A 23,564-nucleotide genomic window follows, 5' to 3' on the forward strand; every position below is an offset into this window, starting at 1 on the left:
AGCATACCTTACCAATCGATGGCAGCGACTGACTGCTTACGCAAATACGCTCATCTCAATCCGTTAGATGCAAAAAGCCCCCTTATGGAAAGACGGCTCGATACCCGGCCTGAAGCTTCCACCTATTGCAACAAACTCTAGTCAAGCCTGAGCATGGCGATCACCTGGTCGGTAAGGTCGGCCAATGTCATGCCCCCATCGGGTCGGTACCAGGTAACGGTCCAGCTCAGCGCGCCGGTCAGCATGCGCCGCATTATAAAAGGCTCGGCTTTTACCACGCCCTGTTCCGCCAGGGCTTCCAGCACATCGAGCCACAGCCGTTCATAAATATCCCGCAACACCAGCACCCCGGCCTGGGCGGCCGGTGAGAGGCTGCGCCATTCATAGACCAGTACCGCCATGGCTTCGCCGGTCTGGCCTGTGATGGACTCCAGCTCACAAAGGATCAGTGCCCGCAATTTGTCTCTGTCGGTATCCGCGGCTTCCATTGCCTGCTGCATGATAGCGGTATTGAGCCGGATGGTTTCTACCATCACCGCCTTGAGAATTTCTTCCTTGGTGCGGAAGTGATGAAACAGGCTACCGGACTGAATACCCACCGCCGCCGCCAGATCTCGCACCGTGGTGCGCTCATAGCCTTTCTCCCTGAACAGGCGTGCGGCTTCTTTCAGCAGACGGCCTCGCGCTCCGGCGGGGTCTGACACGAGATTTTCAGCTACCAGGGCTCTCAGGATCGGGTTTTCATTCTTGTTCTGGGTCACGGGTTCAATCACGCAGGTGTCCGGGTCGGGTGAATTTAACAGGCTGATTTCATATTACTCTTTCCAGAGTGCTTTACAAACCAAGCGCTTGCTTGGTATTGTCGATTCAACAGTCCCGGAACCGCACAAGGAACCCCCATGCCCGCTCCCGGCACACCAGGCAAAACCATTCGCATCGGCTGCTCATCGGCCTTCTGGGGCGACACCGAAACTGCCGCCCAGCAGCTCGTCAGCAAAGGCCAGCTCGACTACCTGGTGTCGGATTACCTGGCAGAAATTACCATGTCGATCATGGCTGGCCAACGAATGAAAGACCCGTCGGCAGGCTACGCCCGGGATTTTGTTCAGACCGTGATGGGACCGCTCCTGGGCGAATTCAAGAAGCAAGGCATCAAGGTGCTCAGCAATGCCGGCGGTGTTAATCCGGTAGCGTGCCGCGATGCGCTTCAGGCGCTGTGCGATGAAGCCGGGCTAGACCTGAAGATTGCCCTGGTGCTGGGGGATGACTTGTTGCCCCGGAAGAAACCTCTGGCCGCCGCTGGGGTCACCGAGATGAGCACTGGCGCACCCATGCCCGGCATGATGGTAAGCCTGAATGCCTACCTGGGAGCGCCCGGGCTGGTAGCCGCTCTGGCAGAAGGTGCCGACATCGTTATTACCGGCCGGGTGGCAGACAGCGCTCTGGTGCTGGCGCCGCTGATCCACGAATTCGGCTGGCGCTGGGACGATTACGACAAACTCGCCCAGGGCAGCCTGGCGGGTCACCTGGTGGAATGCGGCGCCCAGGCTACGGGCGGCAACTTTACCGACTGGCAGGACATCGCCGACGGCTACGCGGATATGGGCTTCCCCATCGTGGAAGTCGGGGCCAATGGCGACTTCATCATTACCAAGCCGCCACAGACTGGCGGTCAGGTCAGCTTTGGCACCGTCGCAGAACAGTTGGTCTATGAAATCGGTGACCCGGGCGCTTACCTGCTTCCGGACGTCACCTGTGATTTTACCCGGGTCACCCTGAATCAGACCGGCACTGACCGGGTCGCGGTCTCCGGAGCCCGGGGTACGGCGCCCACCGATACCTACAAAGCCTCCGGCACCTGGCCCGACGGCTACAAATGTACGGTAACTTTTCTTTTGGCGGGTATGGACGCCAAAGCGAAGGCCAACCGGGTCGCTGGTGCCATCCTGGACAAGACTTCTGCACTGTTCCTGGACCGGGGCCTTGAGCCCTACTCCGAGACCAGTATTGAGCTACTGGGCACCGAAGCGACCTATGGCGAGCACGCCCGGGCCGGTCAATGCCGGGAGGTGGTGGTCAAGATCAGCGTCGCCCACCCCAACAAAAAAGCCCTGGTATTGTTCTCCCGAGAGATTGCCCAGGCCGCCACCGCGATGGCGCCGGGCATCACCGGCATCGTCGGTGGTCGACCCACGGTATGGCCGAAGATCAGGCTGTATTCCTGCCTGGTTCCGAAAGCCGAGGCGCAAATCAAAATCAGCTGTGCGAACGAAGAACGTAATATTGCACTGCCCGAAACCCCGGCCACACCGCCGCCTGTAAGACCTGGAGCGAAAGACCCGCACGCTGCTGCGGATTTACCCGTGACCAACACCCGGGTACCCCTGATTGAGCTTGCCTGGGCCCGCAGTGGCGACAAGGGCGATGACAGCAACATCGGCGTCATCGCACGCAGGCCCGAATACCTCCCGTTTATCGAAGCCGCCCTCACCGAGGCCGCCGTGGCAGATTGGATGAAACATACCCTGAACCCGGAAACCGGCCGGGTAACCCGCTGGAAACTGCCCGGCCTTGGCGCCTTCAACTTTTTGCTGGAACACAGCCTCGGGGGAGGTGGCGTTGCCAGCCTGCGCATTGATCCCCAGGGCAAAGCCTTCGCCCAACAACTTCTCGAAATGCCGGTGCCCATCGCACAGGCAATACTGAGCACAGGAACCCAGTTATGAGCTATCAATCGATCCTTCGACCGGACCTGTTCAAAGGCCAGACTATCATCGTCACCGGCGGCGGTTCCGGCATCGGCCGCTGCACCGCCCACGAACTGGCAGCGCTGGGCGCAAGGATCGCCCTGGTGGGACGCAAGGCCGACAAGCTGGAAACGGTAAAAGCGGAAATTCTGGAAGATGGCGGCATCGCCTCTGCCCACCCCTGCGATATTCGCGAAGAAGAAGCCGTCAAGGCAACCGTCCAGGCCATTATCGCCGAACACGGCGGCCTCAACGGGCTGGTCAACAACGCCGGGGGCCAGTTTCCAGGGCCGCTGGCCTCAATCAACCAGAAAGGCTGGGAAACCGTGGTGCGCACCAATCTTACCGGCGGGTTCCTGATGGCAAGAGAAGCCTACAACCAGGCGCTTTCCAAAACCGGCGGTGCCATCGTCAATATTGTTGCCGACATGTGGGGCGGGATGCCTGGCATGGGCCACTCGGGAGCGGCCCGCGCCGGCATGGTGAACTTCACCCAGACGGCTGCAGTGGAATGGGGTGCCTGCGGGGTTCGGGTCAACGCGGTTGCTCCGGGCTGGATTGCCTCCAGCGGTATGGACAGCTATCCGGAATCCATGAAGCAGTGGATTCGCAGCCTCAAGGACGCGGTTCCCGTCAAGCGTCTGGGCACCGAAGCCGAGGTCAGTGCGGCAATCTGTTTTCTGCTCAGCCCCGGCGCCGCGTTCATCAGCGGGGACACCTTGCGAATTGATGGCGGCGCCTCCCAGGGCGGACGGGTGTGGCCGCTCCCTGCGGCCAAGAACAACCAGCCCTTTAACGGTTTCCACCGCAGCAGGACCCCGAAAGTTCTCGGCGATGATTAAGGAACTCTTCCATGCAGCCACTTGAGAGCACATTTAACCCCCGATCAGATGAATTCCTGGCCAATGTCGACGCCATGCAGGCTCACATCAATACCTTTCGCGAGGTGGAAAAAAAGGTGCTCGACCTGGCCGAAGCCGCCCGGGAAAAGTTCACCCAGAAAGGCAAACTGCTGCCCAGGGAACGCCTGAACCATTTGCTCGACCGGGGTTCGCCGTTTCTGGAACTCTGCTCTCTGGCCGGCTACCGGATGCATGACGACAAAGACGGCAGCATGGCCGGTGGCGGAATCATTGCGGGCATCGGCTATGTCAGTGGCATTCGCTGCATGGTCGTGGCCAGCAACAGCGCCATTAAGGGCGGCACCATTACTCCGGCGGGGCTGGACAAAACCTTGCGGCTGCAGGCCATTGCCCGGGAAAACAAACTACCGTTAGTGTCGCTGTCAGAAAGTGGCGGCGCCAACCTGAACTACGCTACCGATATTTTTGTGCTCGGTGCCCGTGGCTTTGCCAACCAGGCCCGCATGTCAGCGGCGGGCATCCCTCAGATTACCGTAGTACACGGCAACGCCACCGCCGGCGGCGCCTATCAGCCCGGTCTGTCCGATTATGTCGTGGTGATCCGGGAGAAAGCCAAGATGTTCCTGGCCGGCCCACCCCTGCTCAAGGCCGCCACCGGCGAAGTCGCCACCGATGAAGAACTGGGTGGCGCCCAGATGCACAGTGACATCGCAGGTACCGCTGAATATCTGGCAGAGGACGACAGCGACGGCATCCGTCATGCCCGCAATATTCTCGACGCCCTACCCTGGAACGAACAGTTACCGCCACTGCGGGAGCCGCAATGGCAGCCACCAGTTTACGATGCGGAAGAACTGCTGGGGGTGGTCCCGTCAGACCCGAAAAAGCCCTATGACGTGCGGGAAATACTGGCCCGCATTGCCGATGGCTCCGGCTTTATGGATTTCAAGTCCGGCTACGACGGCCAGACCGTCTGCGGCACCATCCGCATCGAGGGTCACGCCGTCGGCATCATCGGCAACAACGGCCCCATCACTACGGCCGGGGCCACCAAAGCGGCCCAGTTCATACAACTCTGCGACCAGGCGGGAACGCCGCTACTTTTTCTCCACAATACCACCGGGTTCATGGTCGGCACGCACTCGGAGCAGAACGGCATCATCAAGCACGGCTCCAAGATGCTGCAGGCGGTCGCCAATTGCCGGGTGCCAAAAATCGCGATCGTCATCGGTGGCTCCTACGGCGCCGGTAACTACGCCATGTGCGGCCGCGGCCTCGACCCCCGCTTCATTTTCGCCTGGCCGAACAGCCGCACAGCCGTTATGGGTCCGGCCCAGGCCGGCAAGGTGATGCGGATTGTTGCCGAGGACAAGCAGCGGCGCAGCGGCATGGAGCCGGACCCCAAGACGCTGGATTTTCTGGAGCAGGCAACGGCCAAGAAGCTGGAGGAAGGCTCTACCGCCTTATTCGGTACCGCCCGGTTGTGGGACGACGGACTGATTGACCCCCGGGATACTCGGCAGGTGCTGGCGCTGGTGTTGTCGGTTTGCCGGGAGTCCGAGATTCGTGTGTTGAGGCCAAATTCTTTTGGGGTGGCTCGGTTTTAGGGGGCTGATATTGGGGAGTGTGAGCTGGGCCGGGAGGCCTTTCTAAAACACGCCGCGCGAGTACATCCATGTAGGGCTCGGTCGCGCCATCCATGGCGCTCTACGGTTTTAGAAAGACCTCCCGCCCCGGCTCCGATGGACCACGAGTTAGCGCTTGTTAAAGCAAAACCAAGCATCGTTATTGAGGCAAATTAGAACTCTCAGACATTGGCAGATGTGGGGTGCGGCTTTAAGAGACCGTGTATGGCCATGGATGGCCACACCCGAGCCCTACAGGGATGTACTTGCGTGGCGTGTCTCTTAAAGCCGTACCCCATAGCTGCCACCGGGGCTCGATATAAGCACCCGCGAACAAGGCGGCATAGAGATTTTCGCGACTGAAGTCGCTCCTACAATTGCACCAACGGCAAGCGGCAGGTGTCAGGGGCGACTCATGCGGCCAGGTTATGCAGATAATTATAAAGAGCAGGTATCCCTTTTATCAGGAGTAACAAGAATGATTTTTACCGAAGAACACGAAGCCCTGAGAAAGACCGTTCGCGATTTTGTTGAGAAAGAAATTAACCCCTATTGCGACGAATGGGAGGACGCCGGGGAGTTTCCGATTCGGGATATTTTCAAGAAGCTTGGCAATCTCGGGATCCTTGGTATCCAGAAACCCGAGGAGTACGGGGGCATGGGGCTGGATTACAGCTACAACCTGGTGGCGGCTGAAGAGTTCGGCACTGCCCAGTGTGGGGGGGTGCCGCTGGCGATCGGGGTGCAGACCGATATGTGTACACCGGCTATCGCCCGCTTCGGCTCGGAGCAGCTCAAGCGGGAATTCCTGGCGCCCGCCATCAGTGGCGACATGATCGGCTGTATCGGGGTCAGTGAAGTGGGAGCCGGTTCCGATGTGGCCGGGTTGACCACCAGCGCCAGGAAAGATGGCGACGATTACATTATTAACGGCTCGAAGATGTGGATCACCAACTCTCCGAAAGCCGACTTCATCTGCCTGCTGGCCAACACTTCCGACGGTAAGCCCCACTCCAATAAATCCCTGATTATCCTGCCTATGGATACCCCGGGCATCAGCTTGTCCAAACACCTGAACAAACTCGGCATGCGCTCCTCCGAAACCGCCCAGGTGTTCTTCGATGATGTGCGGGTGCCCCAGCGCAACCGCATTGGCGCAGAAGGCACAGGCTTCATGATGCAGATGGTGCAGTTCCAGGAAGAGCGACTCTGGGGCGCTGCCAATGTCATCAAGGCATTGGAGGTGTGCATTGAAAAGACCATCGAATACTGTCGCAAGCGCAAAACCTTCGGAACGCCCTTGATCAACAACCAGGTGATTCACTTCCGCCTCGCCGAGCTGCAGACCGAAGTCGAAGCCCTGCGCGCCCTGACTTATCAGGCCTGCGAACTCCACGTCCAGGGCAAGGATGTCACCAAGCTGGCCTCCATGGCCAAACTCAAGGCCGGGCGCCTGGGACGGGAAGTCACCGACAGCTGCCTGCAGTACTGGGGTGGCATGGGTTATATGTGGGAAAATCCGCTGTCACGGGCGTTCCGGGATGTACGGCTGGTGTCCATTGGCGGCGGCGCCGATGAAATCATGCTGGGCATCATCTGCAAGCTTATGGGCACTCTGCCCAGCAAGCGCAAAGACTGAGCGAGGCCACGATGACCGACTTTCCCCAAAGCGACACTCTGGCTCTTGAGCAACACAGCCACGTGCTCCACGTCACCCTGAGCCGGCCCGAGGCCCGCAACGCCATGAGTCTGGCTATGGTGGCAGAGCTGTCGACAGTGTTCAGCGAGATCGAACAGGACCCGGGCATTCGTGCGGTGGTACTGCGGGGCACCGGCGGGCATTTTTGTGCCGGTGGCGATATCAAGGACATGGCGGGTGCGCGCAATCAGCCAGCCGACGCTGGCGAACCCGATCCGTTCTACCGGCTCAACAGGGCCTTTGGCGAGATGATTCAGCAGGTCAACCAGTCCTCCAAAGTGGTTATTGCCGTTCTGGAAGGTGCAGTGATGGGGGGCGGTTTCGGCCTCGCCTGTGTGTCTGACCTTGCATTCGCCGGCCCGACCGCCCGTTTTGGTTTGCCGGAAACCAGCCTGGGGGTGATACCTGCCCAGATAGCGCCTTTTGTGGTGGAGCGCATCGGTCTGACCCAGACCCGCCGACTGGCGTTGCTGGGCTTACGTTTGGACGGTGCCGAAGCCTGCCAGCTGGGGCTGGTGCACCAGTTCTGCAACAGCGACGAAAGCCTGACCGAGGCATTACAGACCGCGCTCGACCAGATCCGTCGTTGCGCCCCCAATGCCACCGCAGCTACCAAAGCACTGCTTCACAGAGTCGGACACGAACCCATGGGCGGCCTGCTGGATGATGCAGCCAAACAGTTTGCCCACGCTATCCGCAGTGATGAAGGCGCAGAAGGCACCCTGGCCTTTATGCAGAAACGGCCACCTGTCTGGGCAGAGACTGACCACCCGGAAGCGGCCGACCCCGCCAGAGGACACTGACATGCTGACCAAACTCCTGATTGCCAACCGCGGTGAGATTGCTGTCCGGATCATTCGCACGGCCCGCCAGCTGGGGTATCGCACGGTGGCGGTCCACTCGGCCGCCGATGCCAACGCACTGCATGTGGAGCTGGCAGATGAAGCGGTGGCGATTGGCCCGGCCCCGGCATCAGCGTCTTACCTGAGTGTGGAGGCGGTTCTGGAAGCCGCTCGCAAAACCGGAGCCGATGCCATCCACCCGGGCTACGGTTTCCTGTCAGAGAACGCTCACTTTGCGGTTGCCTGCAAAAAAGCCGGCCTGGTGTTTATCGGGCCGCCGGAGGCCGCCATTGAACTGATGGGCAGCAAACGGCGCTCCAAGATTGCCATGCTACAGGCTGGCGTGCCCTGCGTTCCCGGCTTTGAAGGCGACAACGCCAGTGATGAAGAGCTGAGGGCCGCGGCCGGCGATATTGGTTATCCGTTGATGATCAAAGCCTCCGCCGGTGGCGGTGGCCGTGGCATGCGACTGGTGCATGACCAAAAACACCTGCAGGGCGAAATCCTGCGGGCGCGATCCGAAGCCCGGAACGCGTTTGGCGATGATGAGCTGATTCTTGAAAAGGCGATGATCGAACCCCGCCATATCGAAATCCAGGTCTTCGCCGACCAACACGGCAACGCGGTTTATCTGGGCGAGCGGGATTGCTCTATTCAACGCCGTCACCAGAAAGTGGTGGAAGAGGCACCCTCCCCGTTCATGACCCCGGAGCTGCGACAGGCCATGGGGGAGGCGGCAGTGAAGGCAGCCCTGGCCTGTAGATACGAGGGTGCGGGCACCGTTGAATTCCTCGTAGACCAGGACCGCAATTTCTATTTTCTTGAAATGAACACGCGCCTGCAGGTGGAACATCCGGTAACCGAGCTGGTCACCGGACAGGATCTGGTGGCCTGGCAACTGGCGGTGGCGGAGGGCGAACCTCTGCCTTTGAGCCAGGACGATATCCAGCTGACCGGTCATGCCATTGAAGTGCGGCTCTACGCGGAAGACCCAACCAACGGGTTTACCCCACAAACCGGTACACTCCATCGGTTTGTACCCGCCATCTCCGACGGCATCCGGATCGACACCGGCGTTCGCAGTGGCGATACCATAACGCCCTATTATGACCCTATGCTGGCCAAAGTGATTGCCTACGGGCAAAACCGCAACGAAGCCCGCCGGCGACTGCTTCGGGCGCTGGAGGACACCGTCATCTTCGGCGTCACCACCAACCGGTATTTCCTCAGCCGGATTATTGCCGATCAGACCTTTGGGGCAGGTGCTGCCACTACCGCCTTCCTGGACCAGGCCTTTGCCGCCGACACCAGCCTGGCGCCAGCCGAGGCTACCATGACGGAGATCGCTCTGGCCGGGGCCATCCTGAGTGCGGGTGGTAATTCTGCCGCGCACTGGAGCAACAGTACTTCTTCGGCGGTGCCTTTATCGTTCGATATTGATGGCACCACCTGCTCGGTCAGTGTGAACCGGCGCGGCCACCGTGTCGAAATCCTTCGAGGCGAGGATTCCCGTTCGCTTGAGATCCAGTGCCTGACTGAGACCCAGATGGACTTCGTCGCCAACGATGTCCGGCAGGTTTGCCAGTATCAGCGTCGGGGGAATCAGCTGTATTTGCAGGCACTCGGGCGCTCGCTTTGCATCACTGACCTCTCACACCAGCCGCCAGCCGCATCGAATAAAACCAGCTCTGGCCGGCTGCTGGCGAGCATGGACGGTGGCATTGTCGACGTGCTGGTTACAGCAGGAGATGAGGTCAGGCGGGGCGACACGCTGGTCATCCTGGAAGCCATGAAAATGGAACACCCGGTCAAAGCTGACCGGGATGGACAGGTCGGCACCGTACTTGCCGCCCGGGGGGATCAGGTTCGCCGACACCAGTTACTGGTGGAACTGGTGGGGCTTGAAGCGAAGGCGTAGGTAATTGAAGCGCACTTCAGCGTCACGGGGTAGCTTAACGAATTAGCCAGACGAGGCACTAGTCCGCCACTTTCAGCACAATCTTGCCCTTGGCCCGGCGCTCGCTCAGTGCGTTCAGGGCACGGGCGTAATCTTCAAAGGCGAACACTTCACTGATCCGGGGCTTGATTTTGCCCGCCGAGTAGAGCTTGAACAGATCCATCATATTCTGGGCGCTGGTTTCAGGTTCTTTCTGGGTAAACGCGCCCCAGAAGACACCCACGACGGAACAACCTTTGAGCAGGGTCAGGTTGGCGGGGATTTTCGGGATGTCACCCGCCGCAAAACCGACGATCAGATGGCGACCGTTCCAGGCCATACCTCGTAAAGCCTGCTCGGTAAACTCTCCGCCCACCGGATCATACACGACGTCAACGCCACGATTATTGGTCAGTTTCTTGATGGTGTCTTTAAGTGGTTCATCCGTGTAATTGATCACCTCATCGGCACCGGCCTGCGTTGCCACCGCCAGTTTGTCAGCGCTGCTGGCGGCTGCAATGACGTGGGCTCCCATGGCTTTACCCAGCTCGACCGTGGCCAGACCGACACCACCACTGGCGCCCAGCACCAGCAAGGTCTCGCCCGGCTGGATATTCGCCCGTTGCTTGAGTGCGTGGTAGGAGGTGCCATAAACCATGGTAAAGGCAGCGGCTTCTTCATCACTCATGCCTTCGGGCACCGGCAAAAGGTTGGCTTCTGCCACCACCACTTCTTCTGCGAAAGCGCCATAGCCGGTCAGTCCCATCACCCGGTCGCCGGCCTTGAAACGAGTCACCTTCTCGCCTATGGCCAGCACTTCCCCGGACATTTCGCCCCCGGGGGAAAACGGCATAGTCGGTTTGATCTGGTATTTACCCTCAATAATGAGGGTGTCGGGGAAGTTCAGGCCAGCAGCACGCACCCGGACCTTGACGCCGCTACCCTTGGCCTCGGGGCTTTTGGTGTCTTCGATAACCAGCGTATCCGCCGGGCCATATTCCTTGCAAAGAATTGCTCGCATGGTGTCACTCCAAAGGTTGAGGTTGCGCTACACCGGACCGGTAACGACCGCTGACACTTAACCTAACTCCGGACACGCCATGAATCAAATAAACAGCTGTAATGGTTTATGATAAGTCCGGCGAATAGCTCACCCCAAGGCTGAACTCCTGAAAAACCGACCCTAGAACAGGACGATGCCTCCGACCATCACAGCGGCAACTAACACCACAGCCGCCGCAATCAGGCCATTGCGAATGCCCTTGGACACGATATCCGGGTTGGTGCGATGGGCCCGTGACTCTCTGGTGCCGTAGTTGACCAGTTTGTCGTCGTGGCTCGAAGCGCGCACGAGTTCAATCATTTGCTCGCAAAGGATGCTGTCGAACTGGTAAGGGTCAAATTTTGACAGCTTGTTATCCCTGAGAAAGCGGCCCACGTCCCCGGCTACTGGCACATACTTCATTGACCAGTTAGAAAACGTACGGGTCTTTAAGGGCTCCTCAATAAGGGTCTTGACGTCTTTGTGCCGGTCATCCCGCTTGATCCGGTCATAAAGCTCGTGAACAGCTGACTCATCGCCTTCCAGATACTGGAAGAAGTGGCCGTCGCCATAATAGAGGCCACCAACCAGACCCTTTTTCGGGTTGTTCCGGCGTGACGAGAGCAGAATTCGGGAAACGTTTGGCTCGATACCCTGCTCAAGCGGCATAGCTTTGAAGGTCGCTGTACTGGCGTAAGCAAGACGAATCAATGACATGAGATAATCTCCGTAACGTTGGACAGTTGATTTTTGTAACCATTAATACAGACTATTGATAAGAGTGGATCAATACATATCTGGCGCTACACAACAGTTTGCTTTCCGGTTACCGAAAAACAACAACCCGCCCCACCGCAGTGGATGAATCAGCCTGTCAATTCGGCTATCCTGCGACGCTGCTCCCGGCTGACCCCGGCTCATCCCACTGAGTAACAGAGAAACCGTGTTCGACATCATCTATAGCCTTGAAATGATCGGCGTCATTGCCTTTGCCATCTCCGGCATGATCGCAGCGCGGCGGCAGAATATGGACCCGGTGGGGGTGTTCACCATCGGTTTCGTGACGGCTCTGGGCGGCGGCACCCTGCGTGATCTGATGATGGACAACCATCCGCTGTACTGGATCCGACATCAGGAGCAACCCATTTTTATCCTGGTGCTGGCCATCATCTTCAGCTACTGGCATCCTATGGGCCGAATTCGCGAATCCCGTATTGTGCTGCCGGATGCCATCGGACTGGGTGTATTCAGTATCCTGGGAGCACAACTTGCGCTGGATCTGGGCCACTCCTGGTTTATTGCGTCCCTGCTCGGCGTTATGACCGGCACCTTTGGTGGCGCTCTGCGGGATACCCTCTGTAACGAAGTACCCTTCATCTTCCGTAAGGACCAGGTTTACGCCTCCATTTCGTTTGCCGGGTGCTGGTTGTATTTCCTGTGTCAGTGGTTGCTGGATAGTGAAACCCTCGCCCTTGGCATCGGTTTGTTATTCATTGTGGTGATTCGCCTGTTGGCGGTGCGGTTCGACATCCGCCTGCAACGGGATCCACACCATTCGTGAAAGTGTCCCTGAACAACGTTTGATAACTTGGCCTGACTGACAGCAGCCAGTACCATTGCGGTTTTTTCACAAGGCAGACCCCGTCATGCTTGAACGACTTTTTAAACTGGAAGCCCACGAGACCACGGTACGCAAGGAAGTGGTGGCCGGGTTTACGACCTTCCTCACCATGGCTTACATCGTGGTGGTCAACCCCAGCATTCTGTCGGCGACCGGCATGGATTTCGGCGCGGTCTTCGTTGCCACCTGTCTGGCGGCGGTCATCGGTACGTTGATCATGGGACTTTGGGCTAACTATCCGATTGCGCTTGCCCCGGGCATGGGCCTGAACGCGTTTTTCTCATTTACTGTCGTGGGCAGCATGGGGTATAGCTGGCAGGTCGCGCTCGGCGCGGTTTTCCTCTCCGGTTTACTGTTCTTTTTGCTAAGCCTGTTCAAGGTACGGGAATGGATAATCAACAGCATTCCGCTGTCGCTCCGGTTCGGTATTTCCGCAGGGATCGGTTTCTTTCTGGCACTGATTGCTTTCAAGAATGCCGGTATCGTGGTCGACCATCCGGCCACGCTGGTGGGGCTGGGAGACGTCAAAACGCCCCAGGCCCTGCTGTTCTTTGGCGGTTTCCTGCTGATCTGTGGGCTGTCGTTCAAACGTGTTACCGGAGCGGTAATGATCGGCATTATTGCCGTTACCCTCGCCGCACTGGCATTGGGCCTGATTGAATACAAAGGATTTTTCTCGGCACCTCCGAGCCTTGCCCCGACTTTTATGCAGCTTGATATCGCCGGGGCTTTTAATATCGGTATGATCAGCGTGATCTTTGCCTTCCTGTTCGTGGATCTGTTTGACACTTCCGGCACCCTGATCGGCGCCGCCCAGCGTGGCGGACTGCTGGATAAAGACGGCAAACTGCCCCGCCTTGGCCGGGCCCTGATGTCGGATTCGGTGGCCACCATGTCAGGCGCTGCATTGGGTACTTCTACGACCACCAGCTATATCGAATCCACGGCGGGAATTTCCGCAGGCGGTCGCACCGGTCTGACCGCCGTTGTCGTTGCGCTACTGTTTCTGGCGTGCCTGCTGCTGTCCCCGATCGCCAGCATTATCCCGCCCTATGCAACGGCCCCGGCCCTGCTGTATGTGGCCGTGCTGATGACCAGTGGGTTGAAGCTGATTGACTGGGATGACGTCACCGATGCCGCTCCCGCCGTGGTTACCGCTCTGATGATGCCGCTCACGTTCTCGATCGCAAACGGTATTGCCCTGGGCTTTATAACCTATGCTCTTTTGAAAGCCCTCAGCGGGCGCTGGTCTCAGCTCAATGTCAGCGTGGTGCTGATTGCCTTGATCTTCATTCTCAAATTCATTTTCCTGGACGTCGCCTAGACCGCCCGGTTAAAAGACTGGAAGACCTATGGATTATTTTGCAGAGACCATCAAAAATGCCATCCGGACCGTGCCCGACTGGCCCAAGCCTGGTGTGCAGTTTCGTGATATTACAACGGTGTTGCAGGACCGCACGGCGTTTCGCAAGCTGATTGACGCGTTTGTGCACCGCTATCACGGCCACCAGATTGATGCCGTGGCCGCCGTCGATGCCCGGGGCTTTATCATCGGCTCGGCGCTGGCTTACGAGCTCAACGCCAGCCTGGTGCTGATCCGCAAAAAAGGCAAACTGCCCTTTGATACTCTGGTGGAAGACTATGAGCTGGAATATGGCACGGCGTCCGTAGAGCTTCACAAGGATGCGTTCAAACCCGGTGACAAGGTGGTGCTGGTTGACGATCTTATTGCCACTGGCGGTACTATGCTCGCGGCCTCGCGTCTCATCCGCAGGATCGGTGCGGAAATCTTCGAAGTGTCGGCAATGATCGACCTGCCAGATCTTGGCGGTTCAGAAAAACTGCGCGCGGAAAATCTCAAGGTTTATACTGTGTGCTCATTCGAGGGCGATTAACCCGATACCTGTTAACACAATGAGAGGATGGTTTATGGCGGCTTACGAACATCACTGGAAAGACGGCACAGCCATCCACTTGCCCCTCGGCAAGATCGTTTGTGTGGGCCGCAATTATGCCGAGCATGCCAAAGAACTGAACAATCCGATTCCTGCCATGCCCCTATTGTTTATCAAGCCGGCAACCGCTGCCGTGCATCTTACGCGGCCGCTGGCACTGCCCCAGGGCCAGGGCACGGTGCATTTCGAGACCGAACTGGCCGTGTTGATAGGCACCCCCCTGACTAACGCCACGGAAGATGAAGCAAGCCGGGCCATCCTGGGTTTCGGCCTGGCCCTGGACCTGACGCTCCGCGACCTGCAAAACCAGCTCAAAAAAAACGGCGAACCCTGGGAGCGCGCCAAGGGATTTGACGGTGCTTGCCCGCTGTCACCCTTTGTGTCCGCCGAACACCTGAAGCAGGCCAGCCGTCTGGGTTTTAGCCTCGACATTGATGGCAGCCGCCAGCAGACCGGTGACACCTCAGACATGCTGACCCCTGTTCTCCCGCTGCTTGCCCATATCAGTCAGACCTTTACACTGCTGCCGGGAGATGTTGTGCTGACCGGCACACCGGCTGGCGTCGGACCGCTGGTTTCCGGACAGAAACTGCAGTTTCAGCTTGAGGACGTCCTGTTTATCGGAACAGAAGTGTTGTGATAGCTTCCTGACTCATAAACGTACAAACATTATGGCAAAAAAACCGGTCACATCCCGTAGCGGGCGATTCTTCAAACTTGCAGGCATGACAGCCTCCGTGGCCAGCCAATACGCAGGCCAGCGGGCACGGCGTATGTTCGGCCAGGAACAGGACGAAGCCGCCCGCAGTGAACACTATTCCCGGATGGCGGGCCAGCTCGTCGATACCCTGGGGGAACTCAAGGGTGCCGTGATGAAGGTCGGGCAGATCGCCTCGCAAACCCAGGATTTCCTGCCCCGGGAATTTTCAGACGCGCTGCAGAAGCTTCAGAAAGAAGCGCCGCCAATGCCCTTTGATGTCATCGTCGGCCAGGTGGAAGCAGAACTGGGCAAGCCCCTTGGGGAGTTGTTCGAATACCTGCAGGAAGCGCCTTACGCAGCCGCGTCCATCGGGCAGGTCCACAGGGCAAGAATGCACGATGGCGAGGATGTCATTGTTAAAGTGCAATACCCGGGCGTTGATGACTCCTGTGACTCCGACCTCAAACAACTGCGCATGGCCCTGCGGCTGGGCGGCTTGCTGAAAATGCCGAAGGACCACGTAGACCAGCTGTTTGCCGAGATTCGCGTGCGGCTGAAGGAAGAGCTGGATTACGAAAACGAAGCCCGCAACCTGGACGCGTTCCGGGAGTTCCACAAGAATGACGAGTGGATTCGTATTCCCCGGGTGATCAGCAGCCACTCCGCGCGGCGGGTACTGACCATGGAATTGCTCGAAGGCGACCATATCAGTGCCATCACACCCGAAAAATACAGCCAGGACACCATCAACCTGATCGGTCACCGCATTTTCACCATGATGGCAGACCAGCTGTTCCGGTTTCAGTGCATCCACGGCGATCCCCACGCTGGCAACTTTGCCTACCGCCCCGACGGCACCATTATCCTGTACGACTTCGGTTGCGTGAAAAAACTCAAACCGGAGATCGTTGAAGCCTACCGAAAAGCCCTGACCTCAGCGTTGGCAGAAGACTACGCGGCGCTTGACCAGCACTTGATTGATCTGGGCGCTCGGGTGGAATCCCAGCCCGCTGTCGATGAAGCCTATTACGCCATGTGGCGGGACATACTGGTCAAACCCTTCAACAGCGATACCCCCTACGATTTCGCAGAATCCGACATCCACAAACATGTCGCTGCCAAAACCACCACGGTGTTCAAGTACCTGGATTACTTCAAGCCACCGGTGGAAAGTATCTTCATTGACCGCATGATCGCAGGCCACTACTGGATGATGAAGCGGTTGGGCGTACAAGCAGCCTTCAGGGAAGAACTGGAGACCTATCTGATGCCAGGCGCAGAGTAGTCGGGCGAAGCACCATCCGGGTACGCACTGCACGGCCCGGATGATGCTGATGATTCAGGCGCTGGCGCCAGTTATTACCGCTCAGAGAGTTTTCTGCTTGAGCAGATCCCGAATCTCCTCCAGCAATTTTTCCTCAACCGTAGGCGCAACCGATGCCGCCGGCGCTTCCACTTCTTTGCGCTTCAGTTTATTGAGCATCCGCACGACGACAAACACGGCAAAGGCAATGATCACAAAATCGAACACAGCCTGCAGAAAGACGCCATATCGCACCGCTACGGCCTCTGCTCCCTCCGTCGCGGCTTGTAACGTTATCGACAGATTGCTGAAGTCCACCCCACCAATCAGTAAACCGATGGGCGGCATCAGGACATCCGCCACAAAAGAAGACACTATTTTGCCGAACGCTACACCAATGATAATACCGACGGCCAAATCAACCACATTGCCTCTGACGGCAAATTCCTTGAACTCACTCATCATACCCATGGGACGTCACTCCGTTGTCATCAGGACCCCACCCCGGCGGGCTCCGGGGGCCGCTCAACTGAGCGCAGGTAAAGTCTAGTCCAAGACAAGGGAATACATAATCTATTTCATCAGGCAGGCTTAATCCGCCCGGGGTAGACAATTCCTGACGTATTGCGATATACCAATACCGACATGCTAGCGGAACAGGTCATACCGCGATTTGATACTGGCAGGGACCATGGACCCAGACACCGTAATCCGCCGCAATATTGATAACATCTATCAACAGCAATCCCGCCGTGTCCTGGCTACCCTGATTCGGCTACTCGGCAGCTTTGATCTGGCAGAACAGGCCCTGCAGGACGCCTTTGCCGCTGCCGTGCAGCAGTGGCCGGTAGAGGGCATACCTGATAACCCGGCGGCCTGGCTGATCAAACCGGCCAACGGAGAGGCATCGACCAGCTCCGCAAGAAGCAGACGGCCCGCAAGCATCTACAGCAACTGCCACCCGAAGAGGGCGAGACCCAGCCTACCGACGCAAACAGCATCGACGAAGACCAGCTTCGGCTTATTTTCACCTGCTGCCACCCCAGCCTCGCACCGGAAGCCCAGCTAGCGCTGACACTGCGGGAAATGTGCGGCCTTACCACAGAACAGGGGGCCAGCGCTCTGCTGCAGAAACCGTCCACCGTTGCCCAGCGCATCGTCCGGGCCAAACGCAAGAGCCGGGACGCCGGTATTCCCTATGAAGTGCCGGAACCCAAGGAGTTGCCCGGGCGCCTGCAGAGTGTTCTCAAAGTCATCTACCTGATGTTCAACGAAGGCTATTCCGCCAGTGACGGTGAGGCGGTGGTGAACGTCAGCCTGACCCGTGAGGCTGTTCGCCTTGCCCGATCACTCGCCGACATGGTTCCAGATGCTGAGATCTACGGCGTACTGGCATTAATGCTGCGGCATGATTCCCTGCCGCAAGCCCGACAGGATGCCAACGGTGATCTCATCACACTCGAAGAACAGGATCGCACCCTGTGGGACCAGACCCAGATTAAAGCCGGCATTGAAGTCAGACCGGTGCGGGAGTTACCCCCCAAAGATTGATTTACGGAGGATCTGAAGGGATTCTGGCGGAATAACAACCGATAGCCATGGCCGCATGAAGCGCAGGTTTAAACGACCTGCGGCCTGGTATCAAAAACTGCTTACTGAACGCACACCCCGATTTCTCAAGATTTTCTTGGCCTCATCCAGTTGCTCTGCCGAGGACGCGTGAACTGTCAGAACATATTTGCCCTTGCGCAACGCCGACTGGGCCAATACCAGATAAGGTGTGTGGTCTGGCCGCAGCGTTACCATACCTGCCAGTAAAAGCCCGCCCACAGCACCGAAAACGGTGAGCACAATGACAGAAACCACCAGATTCAGCGTTATAAAGGCAACATCCGCAGAGTAAAGCACCAGAAAAAGAACAAAACCGACCACCGCGCCCGCAATGCCCAGGCCCACATGGGAGCGTACCAATGTACGCCAGATTCCCTGGCTCTCCGGCTCGAGTGCCCGCCCTGATTCGGGATCATCCGGGCTGATCACGATGATCTGCTCTGAAGCCAAACTGGTTTCTTTTCGCAGTGCCAACGCAGTATTCTCGGCTTCGGTGCTCGATGCAAAGATGGCAGCAATCTTGTGATCAACCACTTCTCCCTTCAATCTCGCAGCATTTTTCATAATAAAGCCTCCTATTCATATTGGAGGAGTACTGCGGTTTTACTCTCCTTATCTGACCAGCCTACAAAACCGGAGATTGGATTCCCAATGACGTTCCCGTAACCGATCCAGCAGGCACTGCTTTCCGACAGCGAATGTTGCTGCGGGATCTGAAACGATGGATGGGTTACGTTGGCAGACAAGGGTTGGCGGCTTTGTTTTAATGCCGTGTTATGAATAATTAATGAAAATACAGGATGGCTCGCCCCGGGCTATCGAGGCATACGTCCACTCTGCTCCAGCCGTTTACTGACCATTCGGTGATAAAGTTTTGCCAATGCCGGACGAACCACCGGCAAGCTGATCAGCCAGGCCAAGGGTTTGAGCAGCCACACCCTGGACATCAGCAGAATATAGGCATCAAGCTCCCGGTGAATCTTGCCACCGGCATCCTCGACGTGAAGCTCCTTTAAAGCATCCCGGGGCTCGATGCCTAACTGCCTGAGCTCGTCGTCACGGCCAGTGATGTCGACCCATTCAACGGTTTTCCCGGTCCTGCCCGCCAGCCGCTCATACATTCTGCGGTCCTTGACGCAACTCGGACAGGCGCCATCATAGAAAACCCGGAGCCCTTCCTGCCTGTTGCCCATGGTGAGACCCTGTACCCTGTCCGGAGGTTTCTCAGCGATCGAAATGAATACCGTGCCGAGTGAATATCTCCTGAATTTCCCGTTCGGTTTCAGCCGGCACACTCACCTTGATGACCTGATTTGGCTTATCCCGATAGACATTATCGCGAGGGATGCCGGTCGCAATCAGATCCTCTTCGGTATTTCGAGCCTGCTCATCACTGTCGTATTTTCCGTTGATGGTTTTATTCATCGGATAATGCTCCTTGATTAGTGAACCTCTTATTTCAAAGATAGCATCGCAACTGTCCGATTGGTCGAAATTCAACCAGCCATCAAGCTAAACTTCATCGGTATTTGACTGTCCTCAAAAAAACCGTAATCGCTACAGCCCCCTCACCGGCCGCCGGAAACATCCAGCAGGGCACCGGTAGTGTAGGACGCGGCACCCGAAAGCAGCCACAGAATAGCTTCCGCCACCTCTTCCGGCTGCCCGCCCCGTTGCAAAGGTACGCTTCCCTTGACCCGTTCGATTCGACCCGGCTCGCCACCACTGGCGTGGATATCGGTATGGATAACGCCGGGCCGTACCGCGTTGACGCGAATACCTTCGCTGGCGACCTCCTTGGCCAACCCGATCGTGAAAGCATCAATGGCGCCCTTGGCAGCCGCGTAATCCACATACTCACCCGGAGCGCCCAACCGCGCAGCCATGGAGGACAGATTCACAATGGCTCCACCTTTGCCGCCATGAAGCGTAGACATGCGTCGAACCGCTTCCCGGGCACAGGTAAAGCTGCCAATCACATTGGTGGCCAGTACGCGCTGCAATCGGGCGGCGTCCATTTCATCCACTCGCATCTGGCGCTCGAGAATGCCCGCATTGTTCACCAGAGCGGCTAACTGACCGCGGGCGTCAACAGCCTCGAACAATTGGACCACCGACGCCTGGTCCGCAACATCCGCCTGAATTGCCCACGCGCCTCCTCCCTTAGCTTCGATATCCCTGACTACCGACTCTGCGGCCTCCCGGTTGTTCAGGTAACTCAGGCATACGGAGTAGCCCCGGGTAGCGGCAAGCCGGGCAGTCGCCGCACCAATGCCGCGACTACCGCCGGTCACCAGTAGAATGTTTGAAATCATTCATCCTCCAGAGTCGTCGATGACAGGCTTGTTGATATACTTTGAGAGACACCAACTGTCGAACAGACCTTAACGCAACTGGCTATCCTTGCTGCCCCGCCGGTTGTAACCACCGGACACCGATTGCTGTTTGTCGAGTTCGCTCTGGCAAGCAACACACAATCGCACGCCCGGTAATGCTTCGCGCCGCGCTTCGGGAATAGCCGCATCGCACTCTTCACAATGGGTCAGACTCACCCCCACCGGCAGTTGATCCCGCGCCCGTTTCAGTGCATCCTCCACGGTGCTATCAATCTGTTCTTGTACCGCGCCTTCTTTCGCCCAGCCGCTGGCCATAACGCTCACCTCTCTGTTGTTTAGGTGCTGCTCAATACCTCTGTTTGTTCTGCACACGGTCCTGTCAATAGCTGGTCAACGTAAGTGTAAAGTCGCCATCCACTCTGCAACACCCTCACAAGCCCCCTTACGAATCACCCGGGCTCGGGATACGCTGGCCGGCTCACCCGGGTCAATTACGGTGACCGGTAAGTCAAAGCCTACCAGATCGACCAGCCCGGCGGCGGGATAGACCTGCAGGGAGGTGCCGACAATCAGCAGAAAGTCTGCGGTCGGCACTATTGCAGCGGCAACTTCGATCATCGGTACTTCTTCGCCAAACCAGACCACATGGGGACGAAGCTGGGTGCCGGATTCGCAGTGCTGGCCCAGTTCAATTGCTCCGTAACCGATGTCATAGATGTGACCGTCCTCTTTGGAGCTGCGCGCTTTGGTAAGCTCGCCATGGAGATGAATGACCTCCCTGGAGCCTGCGCGTTCATGCAGGTCGTCTACATTCTGGGTGATGATGGTAACGCGGTGGGCGCTTTCCAGCTCTGCCAGTGCCCGGTGAGCTGCATTGGGCTCGACGCCCTGAAGCTGTCGACGGCGCTCGTTGTAGAACCGCAAGACGAGCTCGGGGTTGCGGGCGAAGGCCTCGGGTGTAGCAACGTCGTACACGCTGTGTTGTTCCCACAGACCGTCGTTGTCACGAAAGGTGGAGAGGCCACTTTCGGCGCTGATGCCAGCGCCAGTGAGAACTACGATGTGTTTTTTCATAGCCGTGGTTACCCCCAAATAAGCCAATGCCCGGCTGCTGAGCCACTGGAGGAGCCACCAGGGCTATGATCGAATCGCGCCCAACTGCACTGCAAACAGGCATCAGTCTGAATCTATCGCATTACATTGAATGAGGAAAGTGAGCCAGAGCTCTGTATGTCGATCCCCGTGAACCCTGGATGCTCTGGAAAAGCGTGATGCGGTCCACCAAAAAAGTACCGGCATGGGCCTCCCGAGGTTCCCGCAATAGTTCCCGAACAGAACCCGACTCCTTCCTGAAACGGGACAGGGTGATGTGAGGCCGAAAAGTACGCTTTTCTTGCCCGAGTCCACACGCGGCCAGCCTTTGATTGAGCACGTCATGCAACTCAGTCAGTTCTTCCACGGGCTGCACATCGGCCCAGAGGTTCTTCGGGTGATCCGGATCGCCAAAACAACCGATCCCGCTGACCGTAAGATTAAACGGTTTAACCGGCAAATTCCGGGCTGCCTCTCGAACGTCTGGAAGCAGTTGCGCTTCCACACTGCCCAGGAACGCCACTGTCAGGTGCAGCTGATCCGCACTCTGCCAGCGCGCACCGACGATCGGTCGCTGAACCGACAACAACCGTTGTCTGACGGACTCCGGAAGTTCCAGTCCGAAGAACAGGCGAAGCGTGACTGGCTTATCCAACCCGCACCCCGAAGAACTGCGGAAACCGGCGCAGGCAATACAGTGCAATCATGTCGTACACGCCATGCCAGACCATCACCAGGACCAGACTGTCGGTTAGTGCATAGGCTGTTCCCAGCACCAGGCCCAGTCCGGTCGCCAATACAAAGTAGGTAAAAGAGAGATAGTGCACCAGCCCGAACAGCACCGAAGCTGCCACTACCGCGACCGCATCGTGGACGTGCTGGGCCAACCAGCCCTGGATCGCGCCCCTGAAAAGCAACTCCTCGCCTACCCCGGCGAATGCCGACAAGGCAATCAGAGCCGGCCAGGAATAATCACACGCAAACCGGTGCAATTGCACCATCTGGGTTTCCAGTGAATCCCGGAGCAAGCCCGGCAGCCAGCTCAGCATCATGATTAGTGCGTAGGTCGCTACACTGCCGGCGATACCTCCGAAAACAGCTACTCCCGGGCTCACTCCGTCGATATCGACAGGAATTCCAAACACAAAGATCGCCACCAGCCCCACCACTCCGATGCTGCCCTGAAACATCAGCGCCGTATAGGGCGACATCTGCGAGCGCTTCCCAGCCATGACCCCTTAGCGATCCCGCTTGCCGGGAGGCATGACTACCCACTCAGGGTCTTCGAATTCACCCAGGGGCGTAATATCGCAGAACGGTGCGGCACTGCGGATAATGCGGGCGACCTCCGGATTGTGTTGCCCTTCCATCGCGTCCCGTTCTGCCTTGCTGTCCCAACTGGCAATGGCGATCAACACTTTTGGGTCGTCGATCTTGCGGTGCAGTTCGGTGCCTTGCGCACCCGGTGCCTGCTGGATGATCTCACTGGCACGCACCCAGGCGTCGGCGTATTCCTCGGCGGTGTGTCCATCCCGGATGCGAACCTCAAAGATGTATTTCATCAATTCACCCTCCGTTGATTTGGCTGCTTCGTATCCAGTGTCCGTCAGAACCATAAGCCCGTATAGGGTTCTCGCCGTCGCTGAACTGTTAGCCCTTGGCCTTCCAGAAGGCCAACCAGTTTTGCCGAGTCGTCAATGTTCAGAAAGTTTGCAAGGTCCACTTCCGTATCGCGATGGCTCAACGTCAGTTTCAGCGGCACCCAGGGATGCTTGGGCGAATCAATAAAAACCCGGGTATAGCGCTTCGGCATGTCCCACTCGAATTCTTTGCGGTAGCGGCCTTTTTCAAGATGCAGGGTATCAGCGGATATCAAGAGCACTTCCTGCTGCTGACATTTCCGGGCCGTGTAGTACAGAGCCGCACCCAGCGCCGTAAGTTCCAGCCCGGCAAAGGGCAGCACCACCCAGGCTCCGAGCCAGAGCATGCCAATGACGATCAGCAATGAGACCGCGCACAGTGCCAGCCATATCCGGATGTTTGCCCGCCAACTGAGCGAGCGGTTGGGCGTAAGTAATAGCCGGAGGCCGTTGTCACATTGTAACTGTTCAACCATGGCAACCACCCTTACAAGATGCCTGCACCGGGTAAAAGCCACCCGGACGCTTGTTCAATTTACGCGCCAGAGCTGG

27 protein-coding genes are annotated in these 23,564 nt (G+C 57.9%); 13 read left to right on the plus strand and 14 right to left on the minus strand.

Annotated features, from left to right (window positions below; all coding sequences use genetic code 11):
* Positions 1-137: 137 nt before the first annotated feature.
* Complete coding sequence (locus F6Y09_RS14945) at positions 138-773, minus strand: TetR/AcrR family transcriptional regulator (RefSeq protein ID WP_152207728.1); 636 nt, start codon at positions 771-773, stop codon at positions 138-140.
* 126 nt (positions 774-899) lie between these two features.
* On the opposite strand from F6Y09_RS14945, the gene F6Y09_RS14950 reads away from it, so the two are divergent.
* The 6 genes from F6Y09_RS14950 to F6Y09_RS14975 all read left to right on the plus strand — a co-directional run bounded on the left by F6Y09_RS14950 (position 900) and on the right by F6Y09_RS14975 (position 9,694).
* Entirely contained in the window at positions 900-2,726 is a 1,827-nt protein-coding gene (locus F6Y09_RS14950; RefSeq protein WP_152207729.1) for an acyclic terpene utilization AtuA family protein, read from the plus strand.
* On the plus strand, positions 2,723-3,589 hold the full coding sequence (locus F6Y09_RS14955; protein WP_152207730.1) for an SDR family oxidoreductase: 867 nt from the start codon (positions 2,723-2,725) through the stop codon (positions 3,587-3,589). Before F6Y09_RS14950 ends, F6Y09_RS14955 begins: the two co-directional genes overlap by 4 nt.
* Before the next feature lie 11 nt (positions 3,590-3,600).
* Positions 3,601-5,217: an acyl-CoA carboxylase subunit beta gene (locus tag F6Y09_RS14960; protein WP_152207731.1), complete on the plus strand. Its 1,617-nt coding sequence runs from the start codon at positions 3,601-3,603 to the stop codon at positions 5,215-5,217.
* A gap of 496 nt (positions 5,218-5,713) precedes the next feature.
* Positions 5,714-6,874: an acyl-CoA dehydrogenase family protein gene (locus tag F6Y09_RS14965; RefSeq protein WP_152207732.1), complete on the plus strand. Its 1,161-nt coding sequence runs from the start codon at positions 5,714-5,716 to the stop codon at positions 6,872-6,874.
* An 11-nt stretch (positions 6,875-6,885) separates the two neighbouring features.
* Complete coding sequence (locus F6Y09_RS14970; protein WP_152207733.1) at positions 6,886-7,737, plus strand: enoyl-CoA hydratase/isomerase family protein; 852 nt, start codon at positions 6,886-6,888, stop codon at positions 7,735-7,737.
* A 1-nt stretch (position 7,738) separates the two neighbouring features.
* On the plus strand, positions 7,739-9,694 hold the full coding sequence (locus F6Y09_RS14975; protein ID WP_152207734.1) for an acetyl/propionyl/methylcrotonyl-CoA carboxylase subunit alpha: 1,956 nt from the start codon (positions 7,739-7,741) through the stop codon (positions 9,692-9,694).
* 58 nt (positions 9,695-9,752) lie between these two features.
* On the opposite strand, the gene F6Y09_RS14980 is transcribed toward F6Y09_RS14975, so the two are convergent.
* Positions 9,753-10,733 (minus strand): NADPH:quinone oxidoreductase family protein, encoded by a 981-nt coding sequence (locus F6Y09_RS14980; RefSeq protein WP_152207735.1) that lies wholly within the window; start codon positions 10,731-10,733, stop codon positions 9,753-9,755.
* Positions 10,734-10,895: 162 nt separating this feature from the next.
* The gene (locus F6Y09_RS14985) at positions 10,896-11,471 is read right to left on the minus strand and encodes a BLUF domain-containing protein (protein ID WP_152207736.1); all 576 of its coding nucleotides are present in this window, start codon (positions 11,469-11,471) and stop codon (positions 10,896-10,898) included.
* A 226-nt stretch (positions 11,472-11,697) separates the two neighbouring features.
* Between F6Y09_RS14985 and F6Y09_RS14990 the strand changes: the two genes are divergently transcribed.
* From F6Y09_RS14990 to F6Y09_RS15010, 5 genes are all read left to right on the plus strand, one after another.
* Positions 11,698-12,315, plus strand: a complete 618-nt coding sequence (locus F6Y09_RS14990) for a trimeric intracellular cation channel family protein (protein ID WP_152207737.1) — start codon at positions 11,698-11,700, stop codon at positions 12,313-12,315.
* An 85-nt stretch (positions 12,316-12,400) separates the two neighbouring features.
* Positions 12,401-13,699, plus strand: coding sequence for an NCS2 family permease (locus F6Y09_RS14995; protein ID WP_152207738.1), 1,299 nt, complete (start codon positions 12,401-12,403; stop codon positions 13,697-13,699).
* Between the two features lie 28 nt (positions 13,700-13,727).
* Complete coding sequence (locus F6Y09_RS15000) at positions 13,728-14,270, plus strand: adenine phosphoribosyltransferase (protein ID WP_152207739.1); 543 nt, start codon at positions 13,728-13,730, stop codon at positions 14,268-14,270.
* A 34-nt stretch (positions 14,271-14,304) separates the two neighbouring features.
* Positions 14,305-14,970 (plus strand): fumarylacetoacetate hydrolase family protein, encoded by a 666-nt coding sequence (locus F6Y09_RS15005; protein WP_152207740.1) that lies wholly within the window; start codon positions 14,305-14,307, stop codon positions 14,968-14,970.
* Between the two features lie 31 nt (positions 14,971-15,001).
* Positions 15,002-16,315, plus strand: a complete 1,314-nt coding sequence (locus F6Y09_RS15010) for an ABC1 kinase family protein (protein WP_152207741.1) — start codon at positions 15,002-15,004, stop codon at positions 16,313-16,315.
* A gap of 81 nt (positions 16,316-16,396) precedes the next feature.
* Here F6Y09_RS15010 and mscL read toward each other — a convergent pair whose 3' ends face one another.
* Positions 16,397-16,804: a large-conductance mechanosensitive channel protein MscL gene (gene mscL / locus F6Y09_RS15015; RefSeq protein ID WP_152207742.1), complete on the minus strand. Its 408-nt coding sequence runs from the start codon at positions 16,802-16,804 to the stop codon at positions 16,397-16,399.
* A 220-nt stretch (positions 16,805-17,024) separates the two neighbouring features.
* On the opposite strand from mscL, the gene F6Y09_RS20595 reads away from it, so the two are divergent.
* Together F6Y09_RS20595 and F6Y09_RS20600 are read left to right on the plus strand one after the other, a co-directional pair.
* The gene (locus F6Y09_RS20595) at positions 17,025-17,402 is read left to right on the plus strand and encodes a sigma factor (RefSeq protein ID WP_246180549.1); all 378 of its coding nucleotides are present in this window, start codon (positions 17,025-17,027) and stop codon (positions 17,400-17,402) included.
* An 8-nt stretch (positions 17,403-17,410) separates the two neighbouring features.
* Positions 17,411-17,884, plus strand: a complete 474-nt coding sequence (locus F6Y09_RS20600) for a DUF6596 domain-containing protein (RefSeq protein WP_246180563.1) — start codon at positions 17,411-17,413, stop codon at positions 17,882-17,884.
* Positions 17,885-17,974: 90 nt separating this feature from the next.
* Here F6Y09_RS20600 and F6Y09_RS15025 read toward each other — a convergent pair whose 3' ends face one another.
* From F6Y09_RS15025 to F6Y09_RS15070, 10 genes are all read right to left on the minus strand, one after another.
* The gene (locus F6Y09_RS15025) at positions 17,975-18,508 is read right to left on the minus strand and encodes a hypothetical protein (RefSeq protein WP_152207743.1); all 534 of its coding nucleotides are present in this window, start codon (positions 18,506-18,508) and stop codon (positions 17,975-17,977) included.
* A gap of 251 nt (positions 18,509-18,759) precedes the next feature.
* Positions 18,760-19,137, minus strand: coding sequence for a thiol-disulfide oxidoreductase DCC family protein (locus F6Y09_RS15030; RefSeq protein ID WP_152207744.1), 378 nt, complete (start codon positions 19,135-19,137; stop codon positions 18,760-18,762).
* Positions 19,138-19,168: 31 nt separating this feature from the next.
* On the minus strand, positions 19,169-19,369 hold the full coding sequence (locus F6Y09_RS15035; RefSeq protein ID WP_152207745.1) for a hypothetical protein: 201 nt from the start codon (positions 19,367-19,369) through the stop codon (positions 19,169-19,171).
* A 143-nt stretch (positions 19,370-19,512) separates the two neighbouring features.
* On the minus strand, positions 19,513-20,259 hold the full coding sequence (locus F6Y09_RS15040; RefSeq protein ID WP_218944177.1) for an SDR family oxidoreductase: 747 nt from the start codon (positions 20,257-20,259) through the stop codon (positions 19,513-19,515).
* A gap of 69 nt (positions 20,260-20,328) precedes the next feature.
* Entirely contained in the window at positions 20,329-20,595 is a 267-nt protein-coding gene (locus tag F6Y09_RS15045) for a DksA/TraR family C4-type zinc finger protein (RefSeq protein ID WP_152207746.1), read from the minus strand.
* Between the two features lie 75 nt (positions 20,596-20,670).
* Positions 20,671-21,354 (minus strand): SIR2 family NAD-dependent protein deacylase, encoded by a 684-nt coding sequence (locus F6Y09_RS15050; RefSeq protein ID WP_152207747.1) that lies wholly within the window; start codon positions 21,352-21,354, stop codon positions 20,671-20,673.
* 121 nt (positions 21,355-21,475) lie between these two features.
* Positions 21,476-22,027 (minus strand): RNA 2',3'-cyclic phosphodiesterase, encoded by a 552-nt coding sequence (gene thpR, locus F6Y09_RS15055; protein ID WP_152207748.1) that lies wholly within the window; start codon positions 22,025-22,027, stop codon positions 21,476-21,478.
* The gene (locus tag F6Y09_RS15060) at positions 22,020-22,604 is read right to left on the minus strand and encodes a CPBP family intramembrane glutamic endopeptidase (RefSeq protein WP_179959431.1); all 585 of its coding nucleotides are present in this window, start codon (positions 22,602-22,604) and stop codon (positions 22,020-22,022) included. Before F6Y09_RS15060 ends, thpR begins: the two co-directional genes overlap by 8 nt.
* Positions 22,605-22,610: 6 nt before the next feature.
* Positions 22,611-22,934: an antibiotic biosynthesis monooxygenase family protein gene (locus F6Y09_RS15065; protein WP_152207749.1), complete on the minus strand. Its 324-nt coding sequence runs from the start codon at positions 22,932-22,934 to the stop codon at positions 22,611-22,613.
* Between the two features lie 44 nt (positions 22,935-22,978).
* Entirely contained in the window at positions 22,979-23,488 is a 510-nt protein-coding gene (locus F6Y09_RS15070) for a DUF2244 domain-containing protein (protein WP_152207750.1), read from the minus strand.
* Positions 23,489-23,564 lie beyond the last annotated feature (76 nt).

This window comes from Marinobacter changyiensis, assembly GCF_009193265.1.
GTDB classification, from domain to species: Bacteria; Pseudomonadota; Gammaproteobacteria; order Pseudomonadales; family Oleiphilaceae; genus Marinobacter; species Marinobacter changyiensis.

Excerpts from the sequence above, each read along its gene's own strand:
- F6Y09_RS14975 (WP_152207734.1), top strand. The coding sequence starts at position 7,739 with ATGCTGACCAAACTCCTGATTGCCAACCGCGGTGAGATTGCTGTCCGG.
- F6Y09_RS20595 (WP_246180549.1), top strand. The coding sequence starts at position 17,025 with ATGGACCCAGACACCGTAATCCGCCGCAATATTGATAACATCTATCAA.
- F6Y09_RS14950 (WP_152207729.1), top strand. The coding sequence starts at position 900 with ATGCCCGCTCCCGGCACACCAGGCAAAACCATTCGCATCGGCTGCTCA.
- F6Y09_RS15000 (WP_152207739.1), top strand. The coding sequence starts at position 13,728 with ATGGATTATTTTGCAGAGACCATCAAAAATGCCATCCGGACCGTGCCC.
- F6Y09_RS15030 (WP_152207744.1), bottom strand. The coding sequence starts at position 19,137 with ATGGGCAACAGGCAGGAAGGGCTCCGGGTTTTCTATGATGGCGCCTGT.
- F6Y09_RS14965 (WP_152207732.1), top strand. The coding sequence starts at position 5,714 with ATGATTTTTACCGAAGAACACGAAGCCCTGAGAAAGACCGTTCGCGAT.
- F6Y09_RS14960 (WP_152207731.1), top strand. The coding sequence starts at position 3,601 with ATGCAGCCACTTGAGAGCACATTTAACCCCCGATCAGATGAATTCCTG.
- F6Y09_RS15065 (WP_152207749.1), bottom strand. The coding sequence starts at position 22,934 with ATGAAATACATCTTTGAGGTTCGCATCCGGGATGGACACACCGCCGAG.
- F6Y09_RS14995 (WP_152207738.1), top strand. The coding sequence starts at position 12,401 with ATGCTTGAACGACTTTTTAAACTGGAAGCCCACGAGACCACGGTACGC.
- F6Y09_RS14985 (WP_152207736.1), bottom strand. The coding sequence starts at position 11,471 with ATGTCATTGATTCGTCTTGCTTACGCCAGTACAGCGACCTTCAAAGCT.
- F6Y09_RS15070 (WP_152207750.1), bottom strand. The coding sequence starts at position 23,488 with ATGGTTGAACAGTTACAATGTGACAACGGCCTCCGGCTATTACTTACG.
- F6Y09_RS15040 (WP_218944177.1), bottom strand. The coding sequence starts at position 20,259 with ATGATTTCAAACATTCTACTGGTGACCGGCGGTAGTCGCGGCATTGGT.
- F6Y09_RS15025 (WP_152207743.1), bottom strand. The coding sequence starts at position 18,508 with ATGAAAAATGCTGCGAGATTGAAGGGAGAAGTGGTTGATCACAAGATT.
- F6Y09_RS14970 (WP_152207733.1), top strand. The coding sequence starts at position 6,886 with ATGACCGACTTTCCCCAAAGCGACACTCTGGCTCTTGAGCAACACAGC.
- F6Y09_RS14955 (WP_152207730.1), top strand. The coding sequence starts at position 2,723 with ATGAGCTATCAATCGATCCTTCGACCGGACCTGTTCAAAGGCCAGACT.
- F6Y09_RS15010 (WP_152207741.1), top strand. The coding sequence starts at position 15,002 with ATGGCAAAAAAACCGGTCACATCCCGTAGCGGGCGATTCTTCAAACTT.
- F6Y09_RS15060 (WP_179959431.1), bottom strand. The coding sequence starts at position 22,604 with ATGGCTGGGAAGCGCTCGCAGATGTCGCCCTATACGGCGCTGATGTTT.
- F6Y09_RS15050 (WP_152207747.1), bottom strand. The coding sequence starts at position 21,354 with ATGAAAAAACACATCGTAGTTCTCACTGGCGCTGGCATCAGCGCCGAA.
- F6Y09_RS15045 (WP_152207746.1), bottom strand. The coding sequence starts at position 20,595 with ATGGCCAGCGGCTGGGCGAAAGAAGGCGCGGTACAAGAACAGATTGAT.
- mscL (WP_152207742.1), bottom strand. The coding sequence starts at position 16,804 with ATGGGTATGATGAGTGAGTTCAAGGAATTTGCCGTCAGAGGCAATGTG.
- F6Y09_RS15005 (WP_152207740.1), top strand. The coding sequence starts at position 14,305 with ATGGCGGCTTACGAACATCACTGGAAAGACGGCACAGCCATCCACTTG.
- F6Y09_RS15035 (WP_152207745.1), bottom strand. The coding sequence starts at position 19,369 with ATGAATAAAACCATCAACGGAAAATACGACAGTGATGAGCAGGCTCGA.
- F6Y09_RS14980 (WP_152207735.1), bottom strand. The coding sequence starts at position 10,733 with ATGCGAGCAATTCTTTGCAAGGAATATGGCCCGGCGGATACGCTGGTT.